We start from the raw sequence: 21,843 nt of genomic DNA, 5'->3' as shown, positions 1-21,843 counted from the left end.
TATCTCTAGTTGACAGTCAAAAGTGACGCCAGATAATGGCCTAGCGTTCGTACCAGCCCTAGCCCCAAAGACGCCATGGTTGCTTCGCCCGAGCCCCACGCTCCCAATCCTCCATCGCGGCGGCGCGCTTGGTGGATGCTTGGGGGTGGCTTGGTGCTAGCGGGCGGCGTTTGGGTGGGCCTCGGTGGTCCCCAGCGTCTGGCAGAAACTTGGTTGATTCCCCAGGCTGAGCAGCAGTTGACCGCTGCTTTGGGGCAACCGATTCAGCTTGGGAATATCGAGGGCTGGAACTGGGATGGGGTGCGCCTAGGGCAATCGCAGCTTGGTACTGTCTCAGGCCCGAGTTTTGTTAGTTGGCAGACCACCACAGTCGGGATCGATTGGGCTGGCCTCTTCCAAGGTCGTCTGCCCTTACAGCTGCGTCTGGAAAACGTTGATGCCAGTCTGCAGCAACTCAGCAATGGCCAGTGGTATACCTTCCCGACCCAAGCTCAAATCAGTGAATATCCCGACCTCAAGTTAGTTGTTGCGGGCGGAAAACTCAGTCTCCAGCCCCGCAATACCCAGAATCAACTGCTGGTCCCCATCCGCCTCAGTGCGATCGCCGGTCATTTGCAACTGTCCCAAGAGCAGCGGGCTCGGTTTCAAGCCACGGCTCAATTGAGTACCGGCCAGCGTGGCTGGGTGGCAGGCGAGATTCAGGGCGGCAGGAATGGCGAAATTCGCCTGCGCAGTCAGCAGGTAGCCCTGCCCGAAGTGCAACGCTTGTTAGCCCAAACGCTGCGGTTGCCAGCGATCGCTGAGGCCGGCACCGCCAGCGGTAACCTCTCTCTGCAGTTGCGGGACCAACAGGTGACGGCCATCAACGGCTCAGCCCAGTTGCAGTCGGCAACCCTCAAGGCAACAGAAGTCCCCGTGCGTTTGCAGCAAGTGACGGCAGCGCTGCAGTTTCAAGATCGCCAGATTACGGTTCAACGAGGCACTGCCCGCTGGCAAGACTGGCGAATCCAAGGACAGGGAAATTGGACGTTCGATCAGGGCGGCACGATTCAGCTGACCACAACCGCCAGCAGCTCGACGGCGCGATCGCCTTTGCCAGGGCTCAAACTGGGTGGCCCCCTGCAAGCACAGCTGAACATTGAGCAAGCACGCGAAGCGTTTCGGGGCGCGATTGTCCTGACGCCGGCCGCCGGCACCACGTGGCAGGGCCTCGCCCTCGGTCGGGCCACTGCCCAATACCAACTGGACGCTAAGCAACTGCGCGTTCAACAAGGAGCGATCACGATCGCCCAACAGGGGCAACTGTCACTTCAGGGCAGCGTCGGACGCCAAGCCAGCCGACCGATCGCCTTCACCGCAGATCTACGGGGTCTCTCCAGCCGACAGCTGTTGCAAAACTTAGGAGCGGCGGTTCCCACCGAGCTGGAACTGGGATCCCTAATCGCCAGTGGTCAGATTCGGGGAACCCTCGATCGCCCCGAGGCAGAAGTTCGCTGGCAAACCACCGCCCAGCAGCAAACCGTCAACGGCCAGATTTTTCTCAACCGTCAGCCCGATTGGCAGGCCGTTGCGCTAGTTCAAACGGGTCGTGGTGCGATTCAAGCCCGGCTCACCAGTCAGGGCGATCGCTGGCAGGGTGATGTCCAGGTCCGAGATCTGCCGCTGCAACTACTGACAGCAGACCTAGGTGGCCAAGCGAGCGGTCAAATCCAGCTGAACGGCAGTCTGAACGCGTTGTCTCTGACCACCGTTCAGGCCGACAGTCGCCTAGCCCTGACTAATCTGGCTTGGCAGGGTCAGCGTTGGGCCGATGGTCAGGCCAACTTGGACTGGGGCTGGGATGGGCAACAGCTGGCGCTGCGCCAATTCGCCGCTTCCGGGCTCATCGCCCGAGGACAAGTCCGGCCCAATGCCACCGCCGATCAACAGCTCCAGATCGGCCTGAATATTCAGCAGGTTGCCCTGCAAACGCTGCCGCTGCCACTGCCGCTGCAGGGTAACTTGGGCTTCCAAGGTAGGCTAGTCGGTCGCTTCCAAGCGCCACAACTGGAGGGCGATCTGCAAATCCGCGATGTGGGTTGGAGTGCTCAGCGTCGACGGCGCGATTGGCTGGGCAATCTGCGCTACAACCAGCAGGGCCTGCAGGTCGCCTTGAGCAGCTCCGATGGACAACTCCTAGCGCAAACCGATCGCCGCTTCCAGCTACAGAACTTCCGCTGGCAACAGAGTGGCGGCGTGATTGAAGCCAAAGCCCAAGGTTCCGATCTGCGCTGGCAGGCCGATAACTTCAGCATTGCCGGACTGAACCTACCGAGCGATCGCGGCATTCCCTTGGTGACCTCGGGGCGAGTCAGTGGCGAGGGTCGCCTCAACCTCCAGCGGGGCACCGGCAGCGGCAATCTCTCGGTGCTGCGTCCTCGCCTCGGCTATGTGCGGGGCGATCGCCTGAACGCTCAGTTCCAACTGGGTGATGGCTGGCTGACGCTTACAGAAGCAACCCTGGCACGGGATAACAGCCTCTACAGTTTGCAAGGCCGAGTTCAGTTGGCTGGTACGGGTCAAGTCTCGGCACGACTCGAGGCTAAACAGGGCAACCCACAAGAATTGGCTTGGTTCCTGCGCAGTCTGCAGCGATCGGGCTTTTTGGCGGAACAACCGGAGTTCGCGGATGCTGCAGCGATCGCCTCGGTACCCGGCATCGACGACACGGCCACCTCTCTTTACCAACAGCTGCAGCGCCTGAGTCAGCTCCAAGCGTTGCAACAGCAAGAACAAGCACAACAGCCACTGCCCACACTTCCTACTATTCGCCAGCTCACGGGTCGCTTTGATGGGGTGGCAACCGTGGGTGGGTCCTGGCGTCAGGGACTGACTGCAGACTTTGACTTCCAAGGTAGTAACTGGGTTTGGGGAGACTATCGCGCCGATCGCGTACTACTCAAAGGGGCCGTCAAACAAAACCAAATCCAACTGGAACCCTTTGAACTGCAGACTGGCGCGACCAAGCTCAGCTTTAGCGGCAGCTTCAGCGACCAAACTCAAGGCGAACTCTTTGTCGAAGGGTTATCGCTAGCGGGTATTCAACAATTCCTGCGACTGCCCGTTGAAATGCAAGGCAGCTTGGGACTCTCAGCCACCCTGTCAGGCCGCCTCGATAACCCGCAAATTTTGGGCGATCTCCAGCTGAGCAATGCCATCTTCAATGGCACATCGATTCAGGCTGAACAAACCGGCTTTAACGTTCGCGACGGTCGTCTGACCTTTGGTTTTGCTCTCATTGCCGATGATCCTGAACCGGTGCGAGTGACCGGCAGTCTGCCCCTTGAGTTGCCCTTTTTGGCCAGCCAACCCAGCGACGAAGTTCAGCTCAACCTCGACATCAGCAACAACGGCCTCAAGTTCTTGAGCCTGCTCAGCCGCGATCAGGTGCAGTGGCAGGGGGGACAAGGGAATGTACAACTGCGGCTGCGGGGCACCCTTGATGCCCCTATCCTCTCGGGGCAAGCACGCTTTGAAAATGCCAGGTTGGCTTCGCCGCTGTTTGAGCAACCGCTGACAAATCTGACGGCCCAGATCAATTTTGCGCAGGACCGCCTGCGGGTCGAGACCCTGAGCAGCAATTTCAACGGCGGTACGCTCACAGCCCAAGGCATCCTGCCAATTGCTCAACTCTTGCCTGCCAGTGACCCCGATCGCGAACAGCCACTGACCATCGCGCTCCGCGACGCCACGATCGCCTTACCCAACCTGTTTACCGGCAAGACCGAGGCGGATCTACAAATTCTGGGCTCTGCCCTAGAACCCGCGATCGCGGGAGATATCCGGGTCAATCAAGCCAACATTCAGCTGCCTGGCCCCGATCGCCTCACCAACCTCGCCAGTGGCGATTTGGGTGCTCCCACCCTGCCTGTCCGCTTCCAACAGCTCAAGATTGCCTTGGAAGAAGGGGTGTCGGTTCAATCCGAACCGCTGTTTCGCTTTGGGGCAACAGGGGATTTGACCCTCGATGGCCCACTGGGATCCACGCTGTCGCCCAATGGCAAGCTGACGCTAACGTCTGGACAGGTAAATCTTTTCACCTCCACCTTTGTCCTCGATCGCCGGCAGACAAGCAGCGTCATTTTCCGGCCGGACCTCGGTCTCGATCCCTTCCTCAACGTCAACCTAGTCGCTTCGATCCCCGAATTCAGTGGATCGACGCTACAAACAGGGAGCGATCGCATCGTCTTGCCGTTCCAGAGTGATCCATCCCAGAGTGGGTTTGGCCGCTTCCAACTGGTGCGAGTCCGCGCCCAAGTCAACACCCTCGCCAGCAACCTCCAGAGCAGCATCCAGCTCACCAGCAGCCCGCCCCGTAGTGAACGGGAGTTGCTGACGCTGATCGGTGGCGGCACAGTCAATAGCTTGGCGAATTCTGGTGGCGGCACAGCTTTGTTAGGGCTGGCCAGTCAAGCCTTGCTCAACAACGTCCAAGGCTTCTTCAACAGTGCGCTGGGTGAGCGGATCAATATTCAGCTCTTCCCAACGGTGACCGAAGTTCCCGATCGCGACGTCCAGTCTCTAGCCCAAGTCGGCAACACCAACACAGTCCTCGGACTAGGCGGACAGATCGGCTTTGACATCACCGATGATCTGTCGGTTTCAGTGCTGCAAGTTTTGACACTGGGCCTGCCAACTCAGTTCAACCTGCGCTACGAATTCACCGATAGCCTCAGCATTCGGGGAACAACCGATACCGCTGGCAACAATCGGGCGGTTCTAGAGTTCAACCAACGCTTTTAGCGTGGCTGCGCGATCGGTTCTCCACCCCCCAGCGATCGGTTCGGTGCCACAGAAGACAGGGAACACAGTGGCAGAATGAGGACGCAGTGCAATCAGCTTCTGACGGAGATGTAGTTTCGCCATGGCAGCGACGGACTTCAAAGACTACTACGCAACCCTCGGAGTGGGGCGTGCTGCCAGTGCCGATGAGATCAAAAAAGCTTTCCGTAAGCTGGCTCGCCAGTACCACCCCGATATGAATCCGGGCGACAAGGTTGCTGAGGCACGCTTTAAGGAAATCAACGAAGCTTACGAGGTGCTCTCCGACACCGATAAGCGCCGCAAGTACGACCAGTTTGGCCAATATTGGAGCCGAGTTGGTGGCCCCACAGGTGGCCCAGGGCCTGGGGTCGGCTTCGAGGACTTTGAGTTTGGCCGCTATGGCAGCTTTGATGACTTCATCAACGAACTGCTCGGCCGTTTTGGCGGCGGCGCGACGGCTAGCGCCAGTGCCGGTTATCGCAGTCCTGGTTTTCAGGATTTTGCCGGCGGTTTTGGTAGCCAGGCCACTGCTGGGGCTCGTGCCGTCAATTTGGATGCTGAAGCCAGTATTAGTCTCAGCCTCAGCGATGCTTTTCGGGGGACGCAAAAGCAGCTCCGCATCAACAGCGAAATGGTTGAGGTCAAGGTGCCGGCTGGCATCAAAGCAGGGAGTAAACTGCGCCTGCGGGGCAAGGGCAACATCATGCCCAATACGGGCAAGCGCGGCGATCTCTACCTGAAGATTGAGGTTAAGCCCCACGAGTTTTTCCAGCTAGAGGGCGACCAGTTGAGCTGTGAGGTGCCGATCGCACCGGATGAAGCAGCCCTCGGTGCCACGATCGCGGTTCCCACACCGGATGGCTTGGTCAACGTCACGATTCCGGCCGGAGTTCGCACCGGACAATCCCTGCGGCTGCGGGGTAAGGGCTGGCCAACTCGCACGGGCCGCGGGGATCTGCTGGTGAAAGTGGCGATCGCGGTACCGAAAAGCCTGACCGAGGCAGAACGTCAGGCCTACGAACAGTTGCAGCGGTCGCGCAGTACCGATCTGCGATCGGCACTCATGCAATACAGCCTCTAGCGCCCAATGCCTGATCCTGCGATCGCGCCGTTGAAGCCACCGCTGAAATGGGCTGGGGGTAAACGCTGGCTGGCACCCAAACTGCAAGAACTCGTTCAAGGCATCACCTACGATCGCCTCGTTGAGCCATTTTGTGGCGGGCTGGCTGTCACGCTCAGCTTGCAGCCCAAACGGGCGCTTTTGAATGACATTAATCCGCATTTGATCAACTTCTACCAGCAGGTCAAAGCAGGATTAGAGATCACAATTCCCCTCGAAAACGATTCAGATCTCTACTATCAATATCGGCAAGCTTTTAATCAGACTGAGCTACCTTCAGCCCTATCAGCCCAATATTTTTACTATCTCAATCGCACGGGTTTTAATGGCCTCTGCCGCTTCAACTCCAAGGGTGAATTTAATGTCCCCTTTGGTCGCTATAAAACGATTCATTACCGCTACGACTTTTCAGATTACTCCCAACTTTTTCAGGATTATCAGTTCTATCTCGGTGACTTTGATCAGTTAGTAGTCGGCAAGCAAGATCTGATCTATGCTGACCCCCCCTACGATGTCGAATTTCGGCAATACGCTAAAGAGGGATTTACTTGGGATGATCAAGTTCGACTTGCCCAGTGGCTAGCTTCAGCAACCGGTCCGGTGATTACTTCTAATCAAGCAACGCCCAGAGTTTTAGAGCTTTACCAAGCCCTAGGATTTCAAGTCATGACCTGTTTAGCGCCTCGCAGGATTGCCTGTAATGGCGATCGCAGCCCAGCCCTAGAAATGATTGCCATGAAAGGGATGAGTCAAGCCTAGAAAACAGCAGTTCAAGCCAGTTAGCTTTGAGTTGAAGCAGTCGTCGATCGCACACGAATGAGCTTGCCCGAAGACTCATCGGTCAATACATAGAGATCGCCGCTGGGGCCTTGGCGAACGTCCCGAACTCGCGCTCCGATGGGAATACGCGAAACATTAGTTGCTTGGCCTTCGGGAGACAGCTGGATGACGCGAATATCTCGGCCAACTAAACCGCCTGCAAAAATCTTGCCCTGCCAATCAGGCACTTTTGTACCACGATAGACCGTTATCCCAGAAGGAGCGATCGCTGGCGTCCAGACTAAATGCGGGTCAATCATGCCAGCTTGAGTCCGAAGCGGAGTAATTTCAGCGCCCCAATATTCTTGGCTAAAGGTAACCTCAGGCCAGCCGTAATTTTCGCCTGCTTTAATTTGATTCAACTCATCACCACCCCGCGATCCATGCTCGGTTGACCACACTGTTCCAGTCTTCGGATCAACTGCTAAGCCCTGAATATTGCGATGGCCAAGGCTCCATAAGCTGGCTTGAGCCTTGGGCTGATTCCGAAACGGATTATCAGCAGGAATAGAGCCATCCCGATTGATGCGATGAATTTTACCCAAACCGCTCTCGGGCATCTGGGCTTGATGGCGAATCAAACGACCATTGAGTTCCACGGGCGGATTACCGCCATCGCCGATCGCAATTAATAAGGTGCGATCGGGCAACCAAGCCAGCCGCGAGCCAAAATGCTGGGCACTGGATTTATCGGGCCGCACGGTGAAGATGACTTCTACATTCTCCAGTCGCAGGCCATTCAGCTTACCCCGCGCCACTTGAACCCGATTAACTGCTTCGGTGCCAGCAGCGTAGCTGAAATAGACCCAGCGATTTTGCTCAAACTGAGGATCAACAGCAATATCTAGTAAGCCACCCTGACCTTGTGCAAACAGGTCGGCGGGTAACCCCGCGATCGCAGTCGGTTCCAGCTTTCCTTGGCGAACTAATCGCAGCCGTCCCGGCCGTTCCGTAATCAACAGATCGCCGTTGGGAAGCCAAGCCAGACTCCAGGGATGTTCCAGCCCTTCGACCAGGGGCGTTACTTCCACCGTAGTCAGCTCGGGCACCGACTCAGGCACCAATAAAGCCGTGGGCTTCGCTGCCGTCTTCACAGGGGCTGAAGCAGTTGGTGGCAAGGAGGCCGAGCTGCAACTGGCACATCCAGTCGCGATCGCCAGTCCAATCAGGGCGGTAGCAGCGGTGGAGAAGGTCATCCCAATCTTTTACGAATCACAGCAGCAACCAGCTTGGGCAGCTTCTTTATCCAAGATTGCTAAATGTTACGGAAGGTTCCCTCGTCGGCTGACACCCAAGAGCGGAATCCGATTTCCTACAGCGAGCGATTGCTTCAGCCCCGATCAGAAGCTTCATGTTTTGTGACGCAGCGGCTCTCAATCGCCACCGTAAACTGAGAAAATACGTGCCACAGCTGAGTCCATGTTCCCCACGCATCGTCCCCGTCGCCTGCGATCGTCCGAAACTCTGCGCCGGATGGTGCGCGAAACGACGTTGACTTCGGCCGACTTCATCTATCCCTTGTTTGCGGTGCCCGGTGAGGGCGTCGCCAAGGAAGTAACCTCGATGCCTGGCGTCTATCAACTGTCGATCGACAAGATCGTGGAAGAGGCCAAGGAGGTCTATGACCTTGGCATTCCCTCGATCATTCTGTTTGGCATTCCCACCGACAAAGACAACGATGCAACCGGCGCTTGGCACGACTGCGGCATCGTTCAGAAGGCCGCAACCGCTGTCAAAGAAGCAGTGCCTGAGCTGATTGTTGCCGCTGACACCTGCCTGTGCGAGTACACGCCCCATGGCCACTGCGGCTATCTGGAAGTAGGTGATCTCTCCGGTCGCGTCCTCAATGATCCGACTTTGGAATTGCTGCGCAAAACAGCGGTGTCTCAGGCCAAAGCAGGAGCTGACATCATTGCCCCTTCCGGCATGATGGACGGTTTTGTCGCCACGATTCGCGATGCCTTGGATGAAGCGGGCTTTAGCGATACGCCGATCATGGCCTACTCGGCTAAGTATGCGTCGGCTTACTACGGTCCTTTCCGCGATGCGGCGGAATCAACTCCACAATTTGGCGATCGCCGCACCTATCAAATGGATCCGGGCAACAGCCGCGAAGCGCTCAAGGAAGTCGAACTTGACGTGGCCGAGGGTGCTGACATCGTCATGGTCAAACCAGCCCTCTCCTACATGGACATTATCTGCCGGATCAAAGAAACCACTGACTTGCCGGTCGCCGCTTACAACGTTTCTGGCGAGTATTCGATGGTCAAAGCGGCAGCACTCAATGGCTGGATCGATGAAGAGCGGGTTGTACTAGAAACCCTGACTAGCTTCAAGCGGGCTGGGGCTGATCTAATCCTGACCTACCACGCCAAGGATGCAGCTCGCTGGCTCGCCTAGCTCGTCCAGAGAAGGGCTGGACTCAGGTTTCCTAGCAGGGATCTAGCCAGCCCAATCGCCCTATTCCCAAACGCTGACAGACCGGCGGGATTCTGGCAGGATCTCGCCCCGAGCATCGAGCGCAATGGCACACTGGAAGATCGTTGTGCGCTCAAGGTTTGGTCCCACGATGTCTGCAGCAACTGAGCTGAATGATCAGCAGTTTGAATCTGCCGTTCTGAAAGCCCCAGGATTGGTTCTCGTCGATTTTTGGGCGCCTTGGTGCGGCCCTTGTCGCCTAATTGCACCGCTGATGGACTGGGCCGCCCAGACCTATGCCGATCAACTCACGGTCTACAAGCTGGAAGTGGATCCGAATCCCGAGACGGTAGCTCGCTATCAAGTTCAGGGCATTCCGACGCTGTTGCTGTTCCAAAACGGTGAACTGGTAGAGCGCGTCGAAGGTGCCATTGGACGCGATCGCATTCAGACCCTGATCAACGCCCATCTCTAAGTTCATGCCTAACTTTCGTTTGTCGCAGCGGCTCGCACCCTTACAACGCAATGTTTTTGCCGATATGGATCGGGCCAAAGCGGTAGCGATCGCAGCGGGTCGGGAGGTCATTGACCTCTCCCTCGGCTCCTCGGATCTGCCTGCACCAGATCATGTGGTCGCTGTGATCGCGGCTAGTCTGCAAGATCCCAGCACCCACGGCTATCTGCTGCATCAGGGCACACTCCCGTTTCGGCAGGTCGCGGCGGCTTGGTATGAACGCAAGTTCGGCCTCGGTGTTGATCCCGAAACGGAAGTCCTGCTGCTAATAGGTTCTCAAGAGGGGACGGCCCACCTACCGCTAGCGGTGATGGAGCCTGGCGAGATTGCTCTGCTCCAAGATCCGGGCTATCCCTCCCATGCAGGCGGAGTCTACCTAGCCGCTGGAGAGATCTATCGCCTCCCGACGACGGCCGATCGCGGCTTTTTGCCAGACTTCAGTACGATTCCAACTGAAATTCTGTCGCGATCGCGGCTACTCGTCCTCAGCTATCCTCACAATCCGACGACCGCGATCGCACCGCTAGCCTTTTTTGAAGAGGCTGTAGCTTTCTGCCGTCACCATCAACTGGTGCTCGCCCACGACTTCCCCTATCCCGACCTCGGTTTTGATGGGGTTGAGGTACCCTCAATTTTCCAAGCTGATCGCCAGAAACAGCAGGCGATCGAGTTCTTTTCGCTTTCCAAGTCCTACAACATGGGCGGCTTTCGGGTGGGCTTCGCGATCGGCAATGCGGAGTTGATTGGAGCCCTGCGGCGACTCAAAGCCGTGGTCGACTTCAACCAATATCAAGGCATTTTGGCCGGCGCGATTGCTGCGCTTACTGGCCCACAGGCTTGTGTCGAAGCGACCCGTCAACGCTTCCGCGATCGCCGCGATATCTTCATCAATGCACTGGCCGCTACCGGCTGGACGATTCCGAAGCCAGTGTCAACCATGTACCTCTGGGCACCGCTGCCGGAACCGTGGCAAACGCGATCGCTGGAGTTTTGCGAAAAACTTGTCGCCGAAACCGGGGTCGCCGCTTCGCCGGGCATCGGCTTTGGCGACTGCGGTGAAGGCTTTGTTCGCTTTGCCCTAGTACACGACCGCGATCGCCTCGAAGAAGCTGCCCGCAGGATCACGCAGTTCCTCGCCCGCTAAGATTTCAGGGCTGGAGTGCGGGTCAGTGCACTCTAAGCGCGCTTGATTGCCCGCTGAATATCCCGTTGATCTTGGCGGCGACGCTCGGTTTCACGCTTGTCGTGCAGTTTCTTACCGCGTCCCAAGCCGAGGGTGACTTTCACCCAGCCCTGCTTCAGATACATCTTCAGCGGCACTAAGGTCAGCCCCTTTTGCTCGACCTTACCGATCAGTTTGCGAATTTCCTCACGGTGCATCAGCAGCTTGCGCGTCCGCAGCGGGTCGTGATTGTAGTAGGCACTCGCCTGCTGGTGCGGCGAAATATGGATGTTGTGCAACCAAACCTCGCCGTTGCGCACCAAAGCAAAGCCATCGCGCAGGTTAACCTTTCCGGCCCGAATCGATTTGACCTCCGTGCCGAGAAGTTCAATCCCGGTCTCGAAGGTTTCGAGAATTTCGTATTGGAAACGAGCCTGACGATTCTCGCTCAGAACTTTGATGCCGCCGGAATCGGCCATAGTTACCTGTGATTACACCAAAGATCCATTCTGCGCTGTTGCAGAGCAGACCACACACCATTCGTGCAGTTCGTAGGTCACACAACCAGCCTGAACCAGCGGATCTGCCGCAACAATTTGCTCTGCCTGCCGCCGCGACTCGGCCCGGAAGAGCAGCATGCCACCGCCACGCTCGCCCCAGTAACCGCTGCTGGCCTGATGTCCAGCGGCAATGAGCTGACGGACATAGTCCAAATGAGCGGGGACATAGCGGTCAAAAACTGCTTTTTCCACCAGCCCTCGCTCGATTTTGACAAACCAAGGCATAGACCAGGTCTCTAACTGGCACTAGTTTATCGGGGAGTGTGGTGGCGGTAACAGTTCTGAGCTAGACAGGGCCGTTAAAGTAGCGCCAACTTGTGATGGCGATGATGGCGATCGCGATGTCCTATGACAGCCCTTGACCGTGCCGAAGATTGGTTCCGCCAGTTGCTAGCAGCGGAGCGAAATCACCGCAATAACGCAATGCTTCGCCTGATTTATTACGCTGGCCTGCGTCCCGAAGAGCTGACGATGATCCGCTGGCAGGATGTCCGTGCGATCGGCGGCAATCAAGGGCTGCTGACCCTGCCTAGCGGCGGTGAACTGCTCCTGCCTAGTCATTGCTGGAGCCATCTCCTCTACCTACGATCGCCCGACACCCAAGCGCGATCGCTGATTTTTCTGAGTCGCCATGGCGCTGCTCTCAGCCCAGCTCGGGTCAGTGGCATTGTGCGTAATGCCGCGCGCCGCGTTGGTTTGACATTTCCTTGCACTGCACAACAGCTCTGGGATTGCCATGCCCAAAGTGCTGTTGAACGGGGAGCACCGATTGCCTTGATTGCCCCACCCTACGCACGGGTCAAAATCTGGGGCGTTACGCGGGCCAAACATCTGCGGCTTATCTGGGCTGAGCGAGTCAACGGTCTGTTTCTGGGGGGATGACAATCGGACACTCTCAGGGCGCTACCTCTGCGATCGTCTTCTCTGCTGACTTTTTCCCCCAAGTTAATCCTTATGAATCCGATTCAATACAAACGCATGCCAGCAGCGTAGGAATTTATTTTTCATTTCATTATTCATGTCTTAAAACGATACATGAGATTTTTTTATTACTCCCCTGTTTCATCGTCAGCCATAAAACGGGCTGATTTTTCAACCACTAAAGAAAAATATTTATTTTTACCTTAATTTTTAAAGACAAATGCTCAAAGGGTACAAGGAGCAATTAGGTCAAAAAAATTCAAAGCCGAAACTCTTTTTTATTGTCAATAAAAATACTTTCATCGCATGCATCAAAAATCTTATTCATCTTCGGGATAATTCTTTTGAAAATTCAAAAAATGTCAGCTATAAGTAAGGGCATCTTGTTTCTTTCAGTGCCTAGCACTTGAAAATTAAAATGCATACTTCTATGGTTCCCCAAAGAGCTGAGATTGTTTCACCTGCAACCTTAGATATTTCAAAAATTAGTCATCAAGCGAATATCCTGTATTTCGAAATTCAAAAGCTAGAATCACAGAAGTTATTGCGATCACTTGCGATCGGATATTTGCTCACTCAAGCAAAGGCCCTGCTTTCCAATGGAGGTTGGGAGGAATGGGTATCCAATCACTGCACATTCAAGCGCAGCATGGCAGATGAATATCGCTTCCTCTGGGAACATCGCCATGAGCTGTTTACCGCGCTTAGCATCCCTAGTCTCGATGACCAGATCTTTATTGATAGAGCCGGCGGCTCTCAATCCCAACCCGTTGGGATCGAGCTTGTAGAGTGTCAAGAACTAAATATTTCCATTCGTCAAGCCTTGAAGGTGATTCGGCAGAACAAGCGATCAGCTAAGAAACAGCGAAATACGCAGCAGCTTTATCACCGCATCGAGATCGTTATCTCTGAGTTTGGACAACTTGAACTCGATCGCTTGATTACTCAGCTTCATCAAGACTTTCAGCAATCCATCACCAAGATTAGCGTTCGCGAAGTCTACCGCCCCTATCGTCGGAAACGGATTAGGCCCGAGGCTGTCTGAGTTCCGTTTAATTGATTTCATAGGGAGCCACTCTTGATTTGTCTAAAGCTAGAAATTCAGCGAAGATTTTTAGCCCTAATTTGCAGTTTATTCGGTAGCGAACTAAATCATGCATCATCAATATAGCGCCAGGCAAATTGCCATGGCCAAGCGCTTTTTACGGCAGTTTCATAGCCATTCACCCACCACCCAAGAGGCCATTATTGTCTTGCAATGGAGTGAAGCCGCGCCCAAGCTGCCTGAACGTTCCTGTAGCTAATGGTCGTCTTTGCGCTCTAGGGCGATCGCCGGTCGTAGAGCTACGTTGCGATCGCCCTTGCAATTCATCACAACTGCAGCCTCTCGCTGTCAAAGCAGCTTAATTTTGAAAAGCAGCAGTGCAGAAGTCCGCCGCGATCGCAGACTGAGTGACTGACTGCCACGCAAGACTCTCTTTCGGCAAGCACCGCATGAGCTGGGACTGTCCGCTACCTCTGACCGGCAGCGAACGCATTCAGATGGCCCACGGTAGCGGGGGTCGCCAAATGAATCAGCTGATTGAGACAGTTTTTCGATCAGTTTTTGAGACAGAGCAAACGGTTGCAGCGGATGCTGCTGTCCTAACTTTACCGAGCGATCGCATCGCCGTCAGCACGGATAGTTTTGTCATCCAACCACTGTTTTTCCCCGGTGGCGACATCGGCTCTCTGGCCGTGCATGGCACAGTCAATGATTTATTGATGCGGGGCGCAATTCCTCACCGGTTGACCGCCAGCTTCATCCTCGAAGAAAGCTTGGCGATCGCAACGCTCAACACACTGGTGCAGTCGATGGCTAGCGCAGCCCAAGCCGCTGGGGTTCAGATTTGCGCCGGCGATACCAAAGTGGTTGAGCGCGGGAAGGCTGATGGCCTTTACATCACGACAACGGGCATTGGCTGGTTGCCGCCCGATCGCCAGATTGGTCCGCAACAAATCCAGGTAGGCGACGCGATCGTGATCAATGGCGATCTTGGGCGACATGGCATTGCCGTCATGGCCTGCCGCGAAGGGCTGGAGTTAGAGCTGCCCTTCGCTAGTGATGTCGCAAGTTTGCGATCGCCCGTCTTGGGTTTGCTGGAAGCAGGCATCGATCTTCATTGTCTACGGGACCTGACGCGAGGCGGCTTAGCCAGTGCCCTCAATGAATTAGCAGCCGTCGGGGTTGGGATGGATATCGAGGCTAAGGCGATTCCAGTCGATCCAGCAGTTGCAGGTGTCTGTGAAATCCTCGGTTTAGACCCACTACAGGTTGCCAATGAAGGCCGATTTGTGGCGTTTCTACCCACCGATCAAGTGGCGATCGCGCTACAAATCTTGCGCCAAATTTGGCCAGAACAGGAACCTCGTTGCATTGGCATCGTCCAATCAGCTACGCCAGGTCTCGTGCGGTTGCGTCAGCCCTTTGGCAGCGATCGCCTGTTGGAAATGCTCAGTGGCGAACAGCTACCCCGCATTTGCTAGAGAGCCCAGCGAGTTCCTCTACATTCTCACTCCTATGTCTCGACTGATTCAGAAGCTCGCGCTGGTAGGTCTGTTGGGGGCACTGGCCATCCCAACGATCGCTTATGCCCAATCGGGCCCGGCTGGTAATCGTCCCGAGCGCATGCAGCGCTGGGAGCGCTTGAACCTGACTCCTGAACAACGCCAACAGCTAAGCGGCATCCGCGAGCAAGACAAAGCAGAAATGAAGCGACTGCGCGAGCAGATTAAAGCGGCAGAAACCCAGCTCCGACAGCTGTGGGCGAGCAACGCTAGCGATGCTCAACTCACGCAGCAGCAAGCTCAAGTCAATGCCCTCAAGCAACAAGCTCAGCAGCTCCGCTTTCAACGCAGCCTAAAACTCCGCGCCGTCCTGACCCCTGAGCAGCGTCAGCAGTTTGAACAACAACGGTCCGAACGCCGTCAGCAATGGCGCGATCGGAACGGAATGCAGGCCCCGATCTAATCCTCCTCCAGATTCTAGGCTGACCCTCACTCAGTCCTGACTTTTGGAGATGCAGTTGTCTGTGCGTGGAAAGCCGGTGCGATCGTGCCGGCTTTATTGTGAACAGCGATCGCCCAAGAATTTTGGTCTTAATTGACAACAGCTATGCCGATGAGGGTTGGTCATGAATCCTCAGTTTTTCTAGAGCTTTCCTCAGCGCCGATATAGTCGGCCTGTGCGGTCAAGGCAAAACAACAATGGCTACCTTTGTTCTGATTCACGGCGCAGGTTCAGGGGCTTGGGTCTGGCATAAAGTTGCTCCTCGACTGGAGTCGCAAGGACACACCGTGATCAGCCCAGACCTACCTGGGCATGGTCGCAATCCTCAGCCCATAGCAGAGGTGACGCTTGCTCGCTATGCAGACTCCGTCTGCGACATCCTACAAGCCCAATCAGAGCCAGTGGTGTTAGTGGGGCACAGCTTGGGCGGAGCGGTGATCAGCCAAGCAGCAGAAGCTTACCCTGACAAAATTCAGACCTTGGTCTATCTGGCAGGTTATCTACTGCGAAATGGAGAGAGTCCCCTGAGCATTTCCCAGACGGACAACGAGTCACTGATGGCGGGCACGACTGTCTTTTCCGAAGATCAACTCTCGGCGACTTGCCGGCCAGAAGCCTTACAGGAGTTAGGTTATGCGGACTGTTCTGCCGAAGATATGGCCCTGGTGCGATCGTTGATTACACCCCAAGCGGTGGCGCCTCTCACCACACCAGTGCAAGTTACGGCTGAGCGAATGGGGCGAGTCCCCAAGGTCTACATCCTCTGCACTCAGGACAAAGTGATTGGTCCCACTACTCAGCGCCGCATGGCGGAAGCTGGAGGTTGCGATCGCCTTCTGACTTTGGACACCAGTCACAATCCCTACCTCTCTGCGCCCCAAGCCGTAGCTGCTTGTCTTTTGTCAGTGCTTTGAGCAGCGACTCATGGGTTCACACTCAAGCTCACAAGCGACGGAGCAACCCTGCGCGACTGAACGCTGGCACCCGTTGAATCACGATCGCACCCCCTCTGGACAATGCAATGGATATCAGCGATCGCTCTTCAAGCGGCGATCGGGTTGCCAAGCATTGCCAATCCCTTGCAGCACTCCCCGCCCCACAAGACCAATGCCACGACCCAAGAGCTGGGTCAGAACAAACACCACACCGCTGCCCAACCACCGAATAAGACCGCTGACTTGGGGAGCAATCGCATCCCGCGCCTCCATGACCAGGGTGATTGTCTGCTGGACGCCGGAGAGCTGCTGAAGCTCTTGATCGCGCGGAGCATAAACCTGGCAGCGATCGATACCATCAGCAACAAAGTGCAGCAAAGGCCACTGACTTTCATAGATTGAGCGCGGATTTTCTAATAGCTGCTCCCAGCGATCAGCCCAGTTGAGTTGGTTACGAAAGCGAGTTAGCTCACGATTCGATAAATGCTGAGCGTCGTAGAATTCCTGCTTGATGGCTGTCACTTCCGCGAAGCAATTGAGGAGCGGCTGCACGATCGCGTTGGCCAGCCGCAGCAACAGGTTCTCTAACAGCAACTGTAGGCGAGCTTGGGCTTCTGGGGCTTCGAGGGCATAGGCTGTACCGTCAATCATCACCGGTAATCCATGCACCAAAGTCAACAGCACTTGGCGATCGCCGTGCAGGCGGGCAACTAAACTCGGTGCTAAGCGCGTCCACTCATCGCTGAGACGGCTAGACAATTCAATGGTGGCGCTATCAAGCTGGAGATCGCGGTAGCGGCCATAAAAATCACTGAGGCTCTGCTGCCAGAGGTCTTGGCGCAATTGCGGCAGCTTCTCGACGATTTGCTCCGTCGACAGTTGTGAAAACTGCAGATCGGCAATCAGATCATTGAGGCGTCGCAGAATGATCGCCAAGAGTTCGCGCTGACGATCGCTGCGCAAAATATCTAGCTCTAGGGGGCGACCTGTTAGGTTGCTGAGGGGTTGTTGCAGGCGTTCTGTCAGCTGATCCCAAAGCAGAACCTTGAGATGTTGACGATCACGAATGCGACGCGCGGTCGGCGATAGAACCAGCGATTCAGCAGCAGGAGCAGGGGGCTGAGCCAAAGCCAATAGGGGAGTCGGCTGACCGCCATTCCAGAGCCAATCCATCAGGGCGCGGGCCGCTTTCAGCTCACGACGACGACCCGTCATAAAAGTGCGATCGAGCCAGTTCCAGTGGGGATGGCGCAGTTGTCCTTCGATCGCCAATAGCTGTGTGTCAATTTGCACCAAGCTGGATTGATGCAGCCATTGAAAAAAGCCTAAGGGCGGCGCGATCGGGGTGCGCAGATCCTGGGGCAACGGCCAACGGGCTTGGCCTGCCGCAACCTGCTGAACGGTCGCCTCCAGATCATCAAAATCGCTGCTGATCGCCCAAGCACCCTCAATCCCTAGGGTTTGCAGCATGGAAAGCTGCGATCGCTGCGGCAGGGCAATGATCGCCAGAATCGGCGTCTCGGGATACTGCGATCGCCAGCGCAATGCAGTTTGCGCATCGAGGGGCTGGGCAGCAACCCACAAAACTACGTCAGGAGCAACTGTGCCATCTGGCGGAGTCAGTTGTAGACCTGGGCGATCGGCCATACCCGCTTCCAGACCTAGCTGGATTAATGGCAAATCGCCAACAACTTTGACTGATAACGGCAAGGCCATGAACCGCGAGACCGCTGCGTGGAGCAATGACTCCGACCGACAACAGCCTACCAGCCTGGTCTAGCGAACAGTGTCCAAACAACACGGATTTCAGTTCAAGATCGATCCACGATCGCCAGTCTTGACTGGCCCAGCCACCCGCACGGGGAGGGCTTTAGTGTCCCAGTTGGCGCGATCGCTATCACTCAGGAATAGAGGCACTTCTCTATCGCTGATAACCGTAGAAATCAATGCGATAGTCCACAATGCGAACGCCAGTTTCAGCTTCTAAGCGTTCGAGCAACTCAGCCGGGAGCTGCACTTGAACATCAATAATCTGGTTGGAATCGAGACAGTTGATGTGGCTGTGCGAGTCGCTGATATTGCCGTACAATCTCCCCTCAGAGCGATCGAGACATTCAACAATGCCGTTGGCGGCAAGGGCTTCTAAATTCTGGTAGACGGAAGTATGACCAATATCACGGCCTGCCCGACTGAGGCGATCGTAGATTTCTCGTGCCGACAAATGCTCTTGAACGTCCCAAAGTAATTCCAAGATGTAGCGGCGCTGACGACTGACTCGCATGCCTTTGTCTTGGCAACGATTCAGAGCGTCCTCAAGGGAGCGAATCGGGGTTTGAGCCGCAGTCTCGGACATATCGGTTTAGCGACGAAGGGGACAACTCATGAGACACCTTGGACTCATTACCACTTTAGTTTAACGAGCTGTCGGCTGTGTAGAGGCAGTCGCTAACGGGACAGAGTCTGGTCCACAGACCAACTGATTGCTCTCAAGGACAGGTGGGGCAAGACTGACTCGGCGCGGCTCGATACTTTGACAGCGAAGTTCAAAAACGCGATCGCCATCTGGCACAACAGCCCCAATGAAGCTGGGAGAAAAGTCTTGCGTTGGCAGCGCCCGCGTAATGGATTGCTGGGGTGTTACCTCCAGTTCAAACTTATAACCAACTACTGTTGGCGTCACACCCAAAGCTGCAAAGGAGGGCTGGAATCCCCCCCAGATGTAGTTGACCATTTGGGCGGAGTTGACTTCAGACAGTGCCAAGCTGACGGAACGGGTTTTGCCAATGCGGGAATCCAGCTCCCGAAACCGCAAGTTGTCTGGCAACTGATCCAAAAACTCCGGCAGGGGCGTAGCGGCTCGAGTCCCTAGCCCCTGTTGGCTGCGATAGGTGACGACCGCCCAATAGGCAGCCAAGCCTGTCCCCAGCAGGACGACTAAGACCGTCAAGAGCTTACGTAGAAGAAGCAACCGAGCCACGCCTCAGTCTGAAGATCTTTTCAAACTAAAAACTTAGTCTCTGAAAAAGAAAAAATTGCTAAATCTCTTAATGATTTTTCCGGATTATGGCGGCTGTCCAAGTTTGGTAGTTCCACCCAGCAGGCATCGCGATCGCCGCCCACAGCTGTTCCTGCGGATCGACTTGCAGCAGCTGCACCTGACTTTCTTCGCTCCCTAGCCCAGACAACCGGGGTTGCCCATTGGCAGTCCAGGCACACTGCAAATGACGGAGAGAATTGGCCAAAGTTCGTCCCTGGGCTTTGATCCAGGCTTCTTTACAGACCCAACTGGCCAGTCCCCAGCGATCGCAGTCAGTCGACTGTTGCATTGCTGCCAGTTCGGCAGATGGGAAGTAGCGACGCGCCAAGGCTAACCAAGATCGCGATCGCGGTTGTTCCACATCCACGCCCACAGGTTGCCAAGCGATCGCAATCAACAGCGTTGAGCCACTGTGACTGAGGTTGAAGCAGAGATTGGATTGTGGCAATTCTGGCTTGCCCGTTGGACTGAGCTGGAAACGAAAGTCTGCTGGTTCTTCTGGGAGATAGAGGCTGAGAAGCTGCCGCAACCACCAGCGTCCACACAGGAACTGGTGACGACGGTTAGAGCCGTAGGCTTGGGCACGATCGCAATCGGCTGCCACGATCGCCTGTTCAGCAGAGCTGAGTGATCGCGTCAGGGAGCAACGCCAGAGATGCACCGTCTGTGCTGATAAAAAGAGTGGTTCGGGACTCGTACGCCAAGTCACAGGGTTGGGGATTGGGCCACGATCGCAACTAGGAATTGACGGCACTGGAACCGCATCGCTAGGGTTGGGGCGTTGCATTCTGCTGTAGATCGATGCCGTTACAAGTGGGCGATCGCGCGCCAGATTTTACGCTGCCAGATCAACAAGGTAATCCCGTCAGCCTGACTGACCTGCGAGGTCAGCGAGTGGTGATCTACTTCTACCCGAAGGACGACACGCCGGGCTGCACCAAGGAAGCCTGTGGCTTTCGGGACGATTTCAGCTTGTTTGAGCAAGCCGGGATTGTTGTTCTGGGGGTCAGCAAAGATCCTGCCAGCAAACACCAGAAGTTTATTGCGAAGTACGAGCTGCCTTTTACATTGCTTACTGATGCGGATGCCGCTGTCGCCAGCGCCTACGACAGCTACGGCCTCAAGAAATTCATGGGGCGGGAGTACATGGGCATGATGCGCCACACGTATGTAATCGATGTCGAGGGCAAGATCGAGCAGATTTACACCAAGGTCAAACCCGAAACCCACGCGCGGCAAATCTTGACTGATTTGGGTGTCGCCGTTGCCGAGTGAGATTGAATGCGAGCGATCGCTGATCTCCCCATTCCAACTCTGAGGAGCTAACTCAATGTTGTCTTGGCTTTGGGCTGGGCTGCGATCGCTCCTTAAGCGTCCGCTCATTTCGGTGTCATTGATCGCGACTTTGCCAAATGGCGAACTGGTCTTGATTCAGCGAGCTGATGATGGGGGCTGGAGTCTGCCCGGTGGTCTGATCGATCGCGGCGAGACATTAGAGCAAGCAGCGGCTCGGGAATTGCGGGAAGAAACGGGTCTAGTTTTAGTCAACGTCGATCGTCTGGTTGGGGTTTATAGTGCGCCCGATCGCGATCCTCGCCTTCACGCCGTCTGTATTGCCTTGGCGGTGACGGTTACCGGGAATTTACAAGTGGGCGATCGCCATGAGGTGCAAGCGATCGCTAGCTTTCCGCCCGATCGCCTCCCGGCTGGGCCTTACAGTCATGACCATGCTCGACAACTTCAGGACTATCAATCTGGGTCTGTCATCATTGCCTGAGCTAAGCGATCGATCCCGTGTAACAAGAGATGCGGCTCAACCCGAATATCCGGTAAATCAGTCAATAGTTTTGCCAGTAATTCACCATCGCCGCCAGTGAAATAGATCGGCCGTTGTGGATGATGCGATCGCCAATCTTCAATAAACCCTCTGAGTGCTCCTGCGATTCCGTAGATCACGCCGCTAGCGATCGCTGACTGATTATCCATCCCCCAGCGATCGCCTTCAGCCGATATTTCGACACTCGGGAGAGCAGCCGTTCCTTGGGCGAGCGATCGCAGTTGCAAAGTTACTCCGGGCAAAATTGCCCCACCGGCAAACTGTCCCTCTGCATCGCCGGCATTAATCGTGATCGCAGTGCCGCAGTCAATCATCAACACGGGCCAACCGGCTTGGCAGCCCGCCTCGTAGAGCGCGATCGCCCGATCTAAGCCCAGTTGCGGATAGCAATTTGTCAACGGCACATCCCTAAGCTGTAGCCGGCGTTGAGGCCAGTCTTCTGGGAGTAAAGCCAGCTGCTGCGGGACGACACTGGCGATCGCGATCGGCGTATCCGCAACGATTGCTGGATCTTGGGCTTGCAGGAAGGTGGCGAGGTCCGACCGACTGAAGGGCTGATGCGGAGCGATCGCATCCCAAAATTGAGGCGCTTGATCCCTAGAGAAGATCCCCCAATGCCAGCGCGAATTTCCAATGGCAAGGACTAACCGGCTCATTCACCCAGACGC

Annotated in this window: 21 protein-coding genes; 13 read left to right on the top strand and 8 right to left on the bottom strand. The window is 55.8% G+C overall.

Annotated features, from left to right (window positions below):
• Positions 1–75: 75 nt before the first annotated feature.
• The 3 genes from SYC_RS12175 (at position 76) to SYC_RS12165 (ending at position 6,682) form a co-directional block, all read left to right on the top strand.
• A complete protein-coding gene (locus SYC_RS12175) occupies positions 76–4,782 on the top strand; it encodes a translocation/assembly module TamB domain-containing protein (RefSeq protein WP_011244615.1) in 4,707 nt (1,568 codons plus the stop codon).
• A 121-nt stretch (positions 4,783–4,903) separates the two neighbouring features.
• Positions 4,904–5,884 (top strand): DnaJ C-terminal domain-containing protein, encoded by a 981-nt coding sequence (locus SYC_RS12170; protein WP_011244614.1) that lies wholly within the window; start codon positions 4,904–4,906, stop codon positions 5,882–5,884.
• Between the two features lie 6 nt (positions 5,885–5,890).
• Complete coding sequence (locus SYC_RS12165; protein ID WP_011378191.1) at positions 5,891–6,682, top strand: DNA adenine methylase; 792 nt, start codon at positions 5,891–5,893, stop codon at positions 6,680–6,682.
• Positions 6,683–6,702: 20 nt separating this feature from the next.
• Here the strand turns inward: SYC_RS12165 and SYC_RS12160 are convergent, their stop codons facing one another.
• The gene (locus tag SYC_RS12160) at positions 6,703–7,938 is read right to left on the bottom strand and encodes a PQQ-dependent sugar dehydrogenase (protein ID WP_011244612.1); all 1,236 of its coding nucleotides are present in this window, start codon (positions 7,936–7,938) and stop codon (positions 6,703–6,705) included.
• A 223-nt stretch (positions 7,939–8,161) separates the two neighbouring features.
• Between SYC_RS12160 and hemB the strand changes: the two genes are divergently transcribed.
• The 3 genes from hemB (at position 8,162) to SYC_RS12145 (ending at position 10,818) form a co-directional block, all read left to right on the top strand.
• Positions 8,162–9,142: a porphobilinogen synthase gene (gene hemB / locus SYC_RS12155; protein ID WP_011244611.1), complete on the top strand. Its 981-nt coding sequence runs from the start codon at positions 8,162–8,164 to the stop codon at positions 9,140–9,142.
• Positions 9,143–9,311: 169 nt separating this feature from the next.
• Positions 9,312–9,635 (top strand): thioredoxin, encoded by a 324-nt coding sequence (gene trxA, locus SYC_RS12150; RefSeq protein WP_011378192.1) that lies wholly within the window; start codon positions 9,312–9,314, stop codon positions 9,633–9,635.
• Positions 9,636–9,639: 4 nt separating this feature from the next.
• Complete coding sequence (locus SYC_RS12145; RefSeq protein ID WP_041677043.1) at positions 9,640–10,818, top strand: LL-diaminopimelate aminotransferase; 1,179 nt, start codon at positions 9,640–9,642, stop codon at positions 10,816–10,818.
• Positions 10,819–10,850: 32 nt separating this feature from the next.
• Here the strand turns inward: SYC_RS12145 and smpB are convergent, their stop codons facing one another.
• On the bottom strand, positions 10,851–11,315 hold the full coding sequence (smpB, locus tag SYC_RS12140) for an SsrA-binding protein SmpB (protein ID WP_011244608.1): 465 nt from the start codon (positions 11,313–11,315) through the stop codon (positions 10,851–10,853).
• Positions 11,316–11,327: 12 nt separating this feature from the next.
• Positions 11,328–11,621: a YciI family protein gene (locus tag SYC_RS12135; RefSeq protein WP_011244607.1), complete on the bottom strand. Its 294-nt coding sequence runs from the start codon at positions 11,619–11,621 to the stop codon at positions 11,328–11,330.
• Positions 11,622–11,744: 123 nt separating this feature from the next.
• Between SYC_RS12135 and SYC_RS12130 the strand changes: the two genes are divergently transcribed.
• From SYC_RS12130 to SYC_RS12110, 5 genes are all read left to right on the top strand, one after another.
• A complete protein-coding gene (locus tag SYC_RS12130) occupies positions 11,745–12,278 on the top strand; it encodes a tyrosine-type recombinase/integrase (RefSeq protein WP_011244606.1) in 534 nt (177 codons plus the stop codon).
• A 457-nt stretch (positions 12,279–12,735) separates the two neighbouring features.
• Entirely contained in the window at positions 12,736–13,362 is a 627-nt protein-coding gene (locus SYC_RS12125) for a hypothetical protein (RefSeq protein WP_011244605.1), read from the top strand.
• Between the two features lie 449 nt (positions 13,363–13,811).
• Entirely contained in the window at positions 13,812–14,843 is a 1,032-nt protein-coding gene (gene hypE / locus SYC_RS12120; RefSeq protein ID WP_011378195.1) for a hydrogenase expression/formation protein HypE, read from the top strand.
• Positions 14,844–14,877: 34 nt separating this feature from the next.
• Positions 14,878–15,327, top strand: coding sequence for a Spy/CpxP family protein refolding chaperone (locus tag SYC_RS12115; RefSeq protein WP_011244603.1), 450 nt, complete (start codon positions 14,878–14,880; stop codon positions 15,325–15,327).
• Positions 15,328–15,563: 236 nt separating this feature from the next.
• Positions 15,564–16,280 (top strand): alpha/beta fold hydrolase, encoded by a 717-nt coding sequence (locus tag SYC_RS12110; protein ID WP_011244602.1) that lies wholly within the window; start codon positions 15,564–15,566, stop codon positions 16,278–16,280.
• Between the two features lie 114 nt (positions 16,281–16,394).
• Here SYC_RS12110 and SYC_RS12105 read toward each other — a convergent pair whose 3' ends face one another.
• The 4 genes from SYC_RS12105 to SYC_RS12090 all read right to left on the bottom strand — a co-directional run bounded on the left by SYC_RS12105 (position 16,395) and on the right by SYC_RS12090 (position 20,047).
• Positions 16,395–18,017 (bottom strand): DUF3685 domain-containing protein, encoded by a 1,623-nt coding sequence (locus SYC_RS12105; protein ID WP_011244601.1) that lies wholly within the window; start codon positions 18,015–18,017, stop codon positions 16,395–16,397.
• 205 nt (positions 18,018–18,222) lie between these two features.
• The gene (locus SYC_RS12100) at positions 18,223–18,654 is read right to left on the bottom strand and encodes a Fur family transcriptional regulator (RefSeq protein WP_011244600.1); all 432 of its coding nucleotides are present in this window, start codon (positions 18,652–18,654) and stop codon (positions 18,223–18,225) included.
• Positions 18,655–18,714: 60 nt separating this feature from the next.
• A complete protein-coding gene (locus tag SYC_RS12095; protein WP_011244599.1) occupies positions 18,715–19,278 on the bottom strand; it encodes a hypothetical protein in 564 nt (187 codons plus the stop codon).
• Positions 19,279–19,345: 67 nt separating this feature from the next.
• A complete protein-coding gene (locus SYC_RS12090) occupies positions 19,346–20,047 on the bottom strand; it encodes a 4'-phosphopantetheinyl transferase family protein (protein ID WP_234701777.1) in 702 nt (233 codons plus the stop codon).
• 92 nt (positions 20,048–20,139) lie between these two features.
• On the opposite strand from SYC_RS12090, the gene bcp reads away from it, so the two are divergent.
• On the top strand, positions 20,140–20,613 hold the full coding sequence (bcp, locus tag SYC_RS12085) for a thioredoxin-dependent thiol peroxidase (RefSeq protein ID WP_011244597.1): 474 nt from the start codon (positions 20,140–20,142) through the stop codon (positions 20,611–20,613).
• A 55-nt stretch (positions 20,614–20,668) separates the two neighbouring features.
• The gene (locus SYC_RS12080; protein ID WP_011244596.1) at positions 20,669–21,115 is read left to right on the top strand and encodes an NUDIX domain-containing protein; all 447 of its coding nucleotides are present in this window, start codon (positions 20,669–20,671) and stop codon (positions 21,113–21,115) included.
• Here SYC_RS12080 and SYC_RS12075 read toward each other — a convergent pair.
• The gene (locus SYC_RS12075) at positions 21,088–21,831 is read right to left on the bottom strand and encodes a pantothenate kinase (protein ID WP_011244595.1); all 744 of its coding nucleotides are present in this window, start codon (positions 21,829–21,831) and stop codon (positions 21,088–21,090) included. The two genes, SYC_RS12080 and SYC_RS12075, sit on opposite strands and share 28 nt — an antisense overlap.
• Positions 21,832–21,843 lie beyond the last annotated feature (12 nt).

Source organism: Synechococcus elongatus PCC 6301 (genome assembly GCF_000010065.1).
Lineage (GTDB): Bacteria > Cyanobacteriota > Cyanobacteriia > Synechococcales > Synechococcaceae > Synechococcus > Synechococcus elongatus.
The sequence above is the reverse complement of the archived record's forward strand: the minus strand, read 5'-3'. Positions and strand labels throughout refer to the sequence as shown.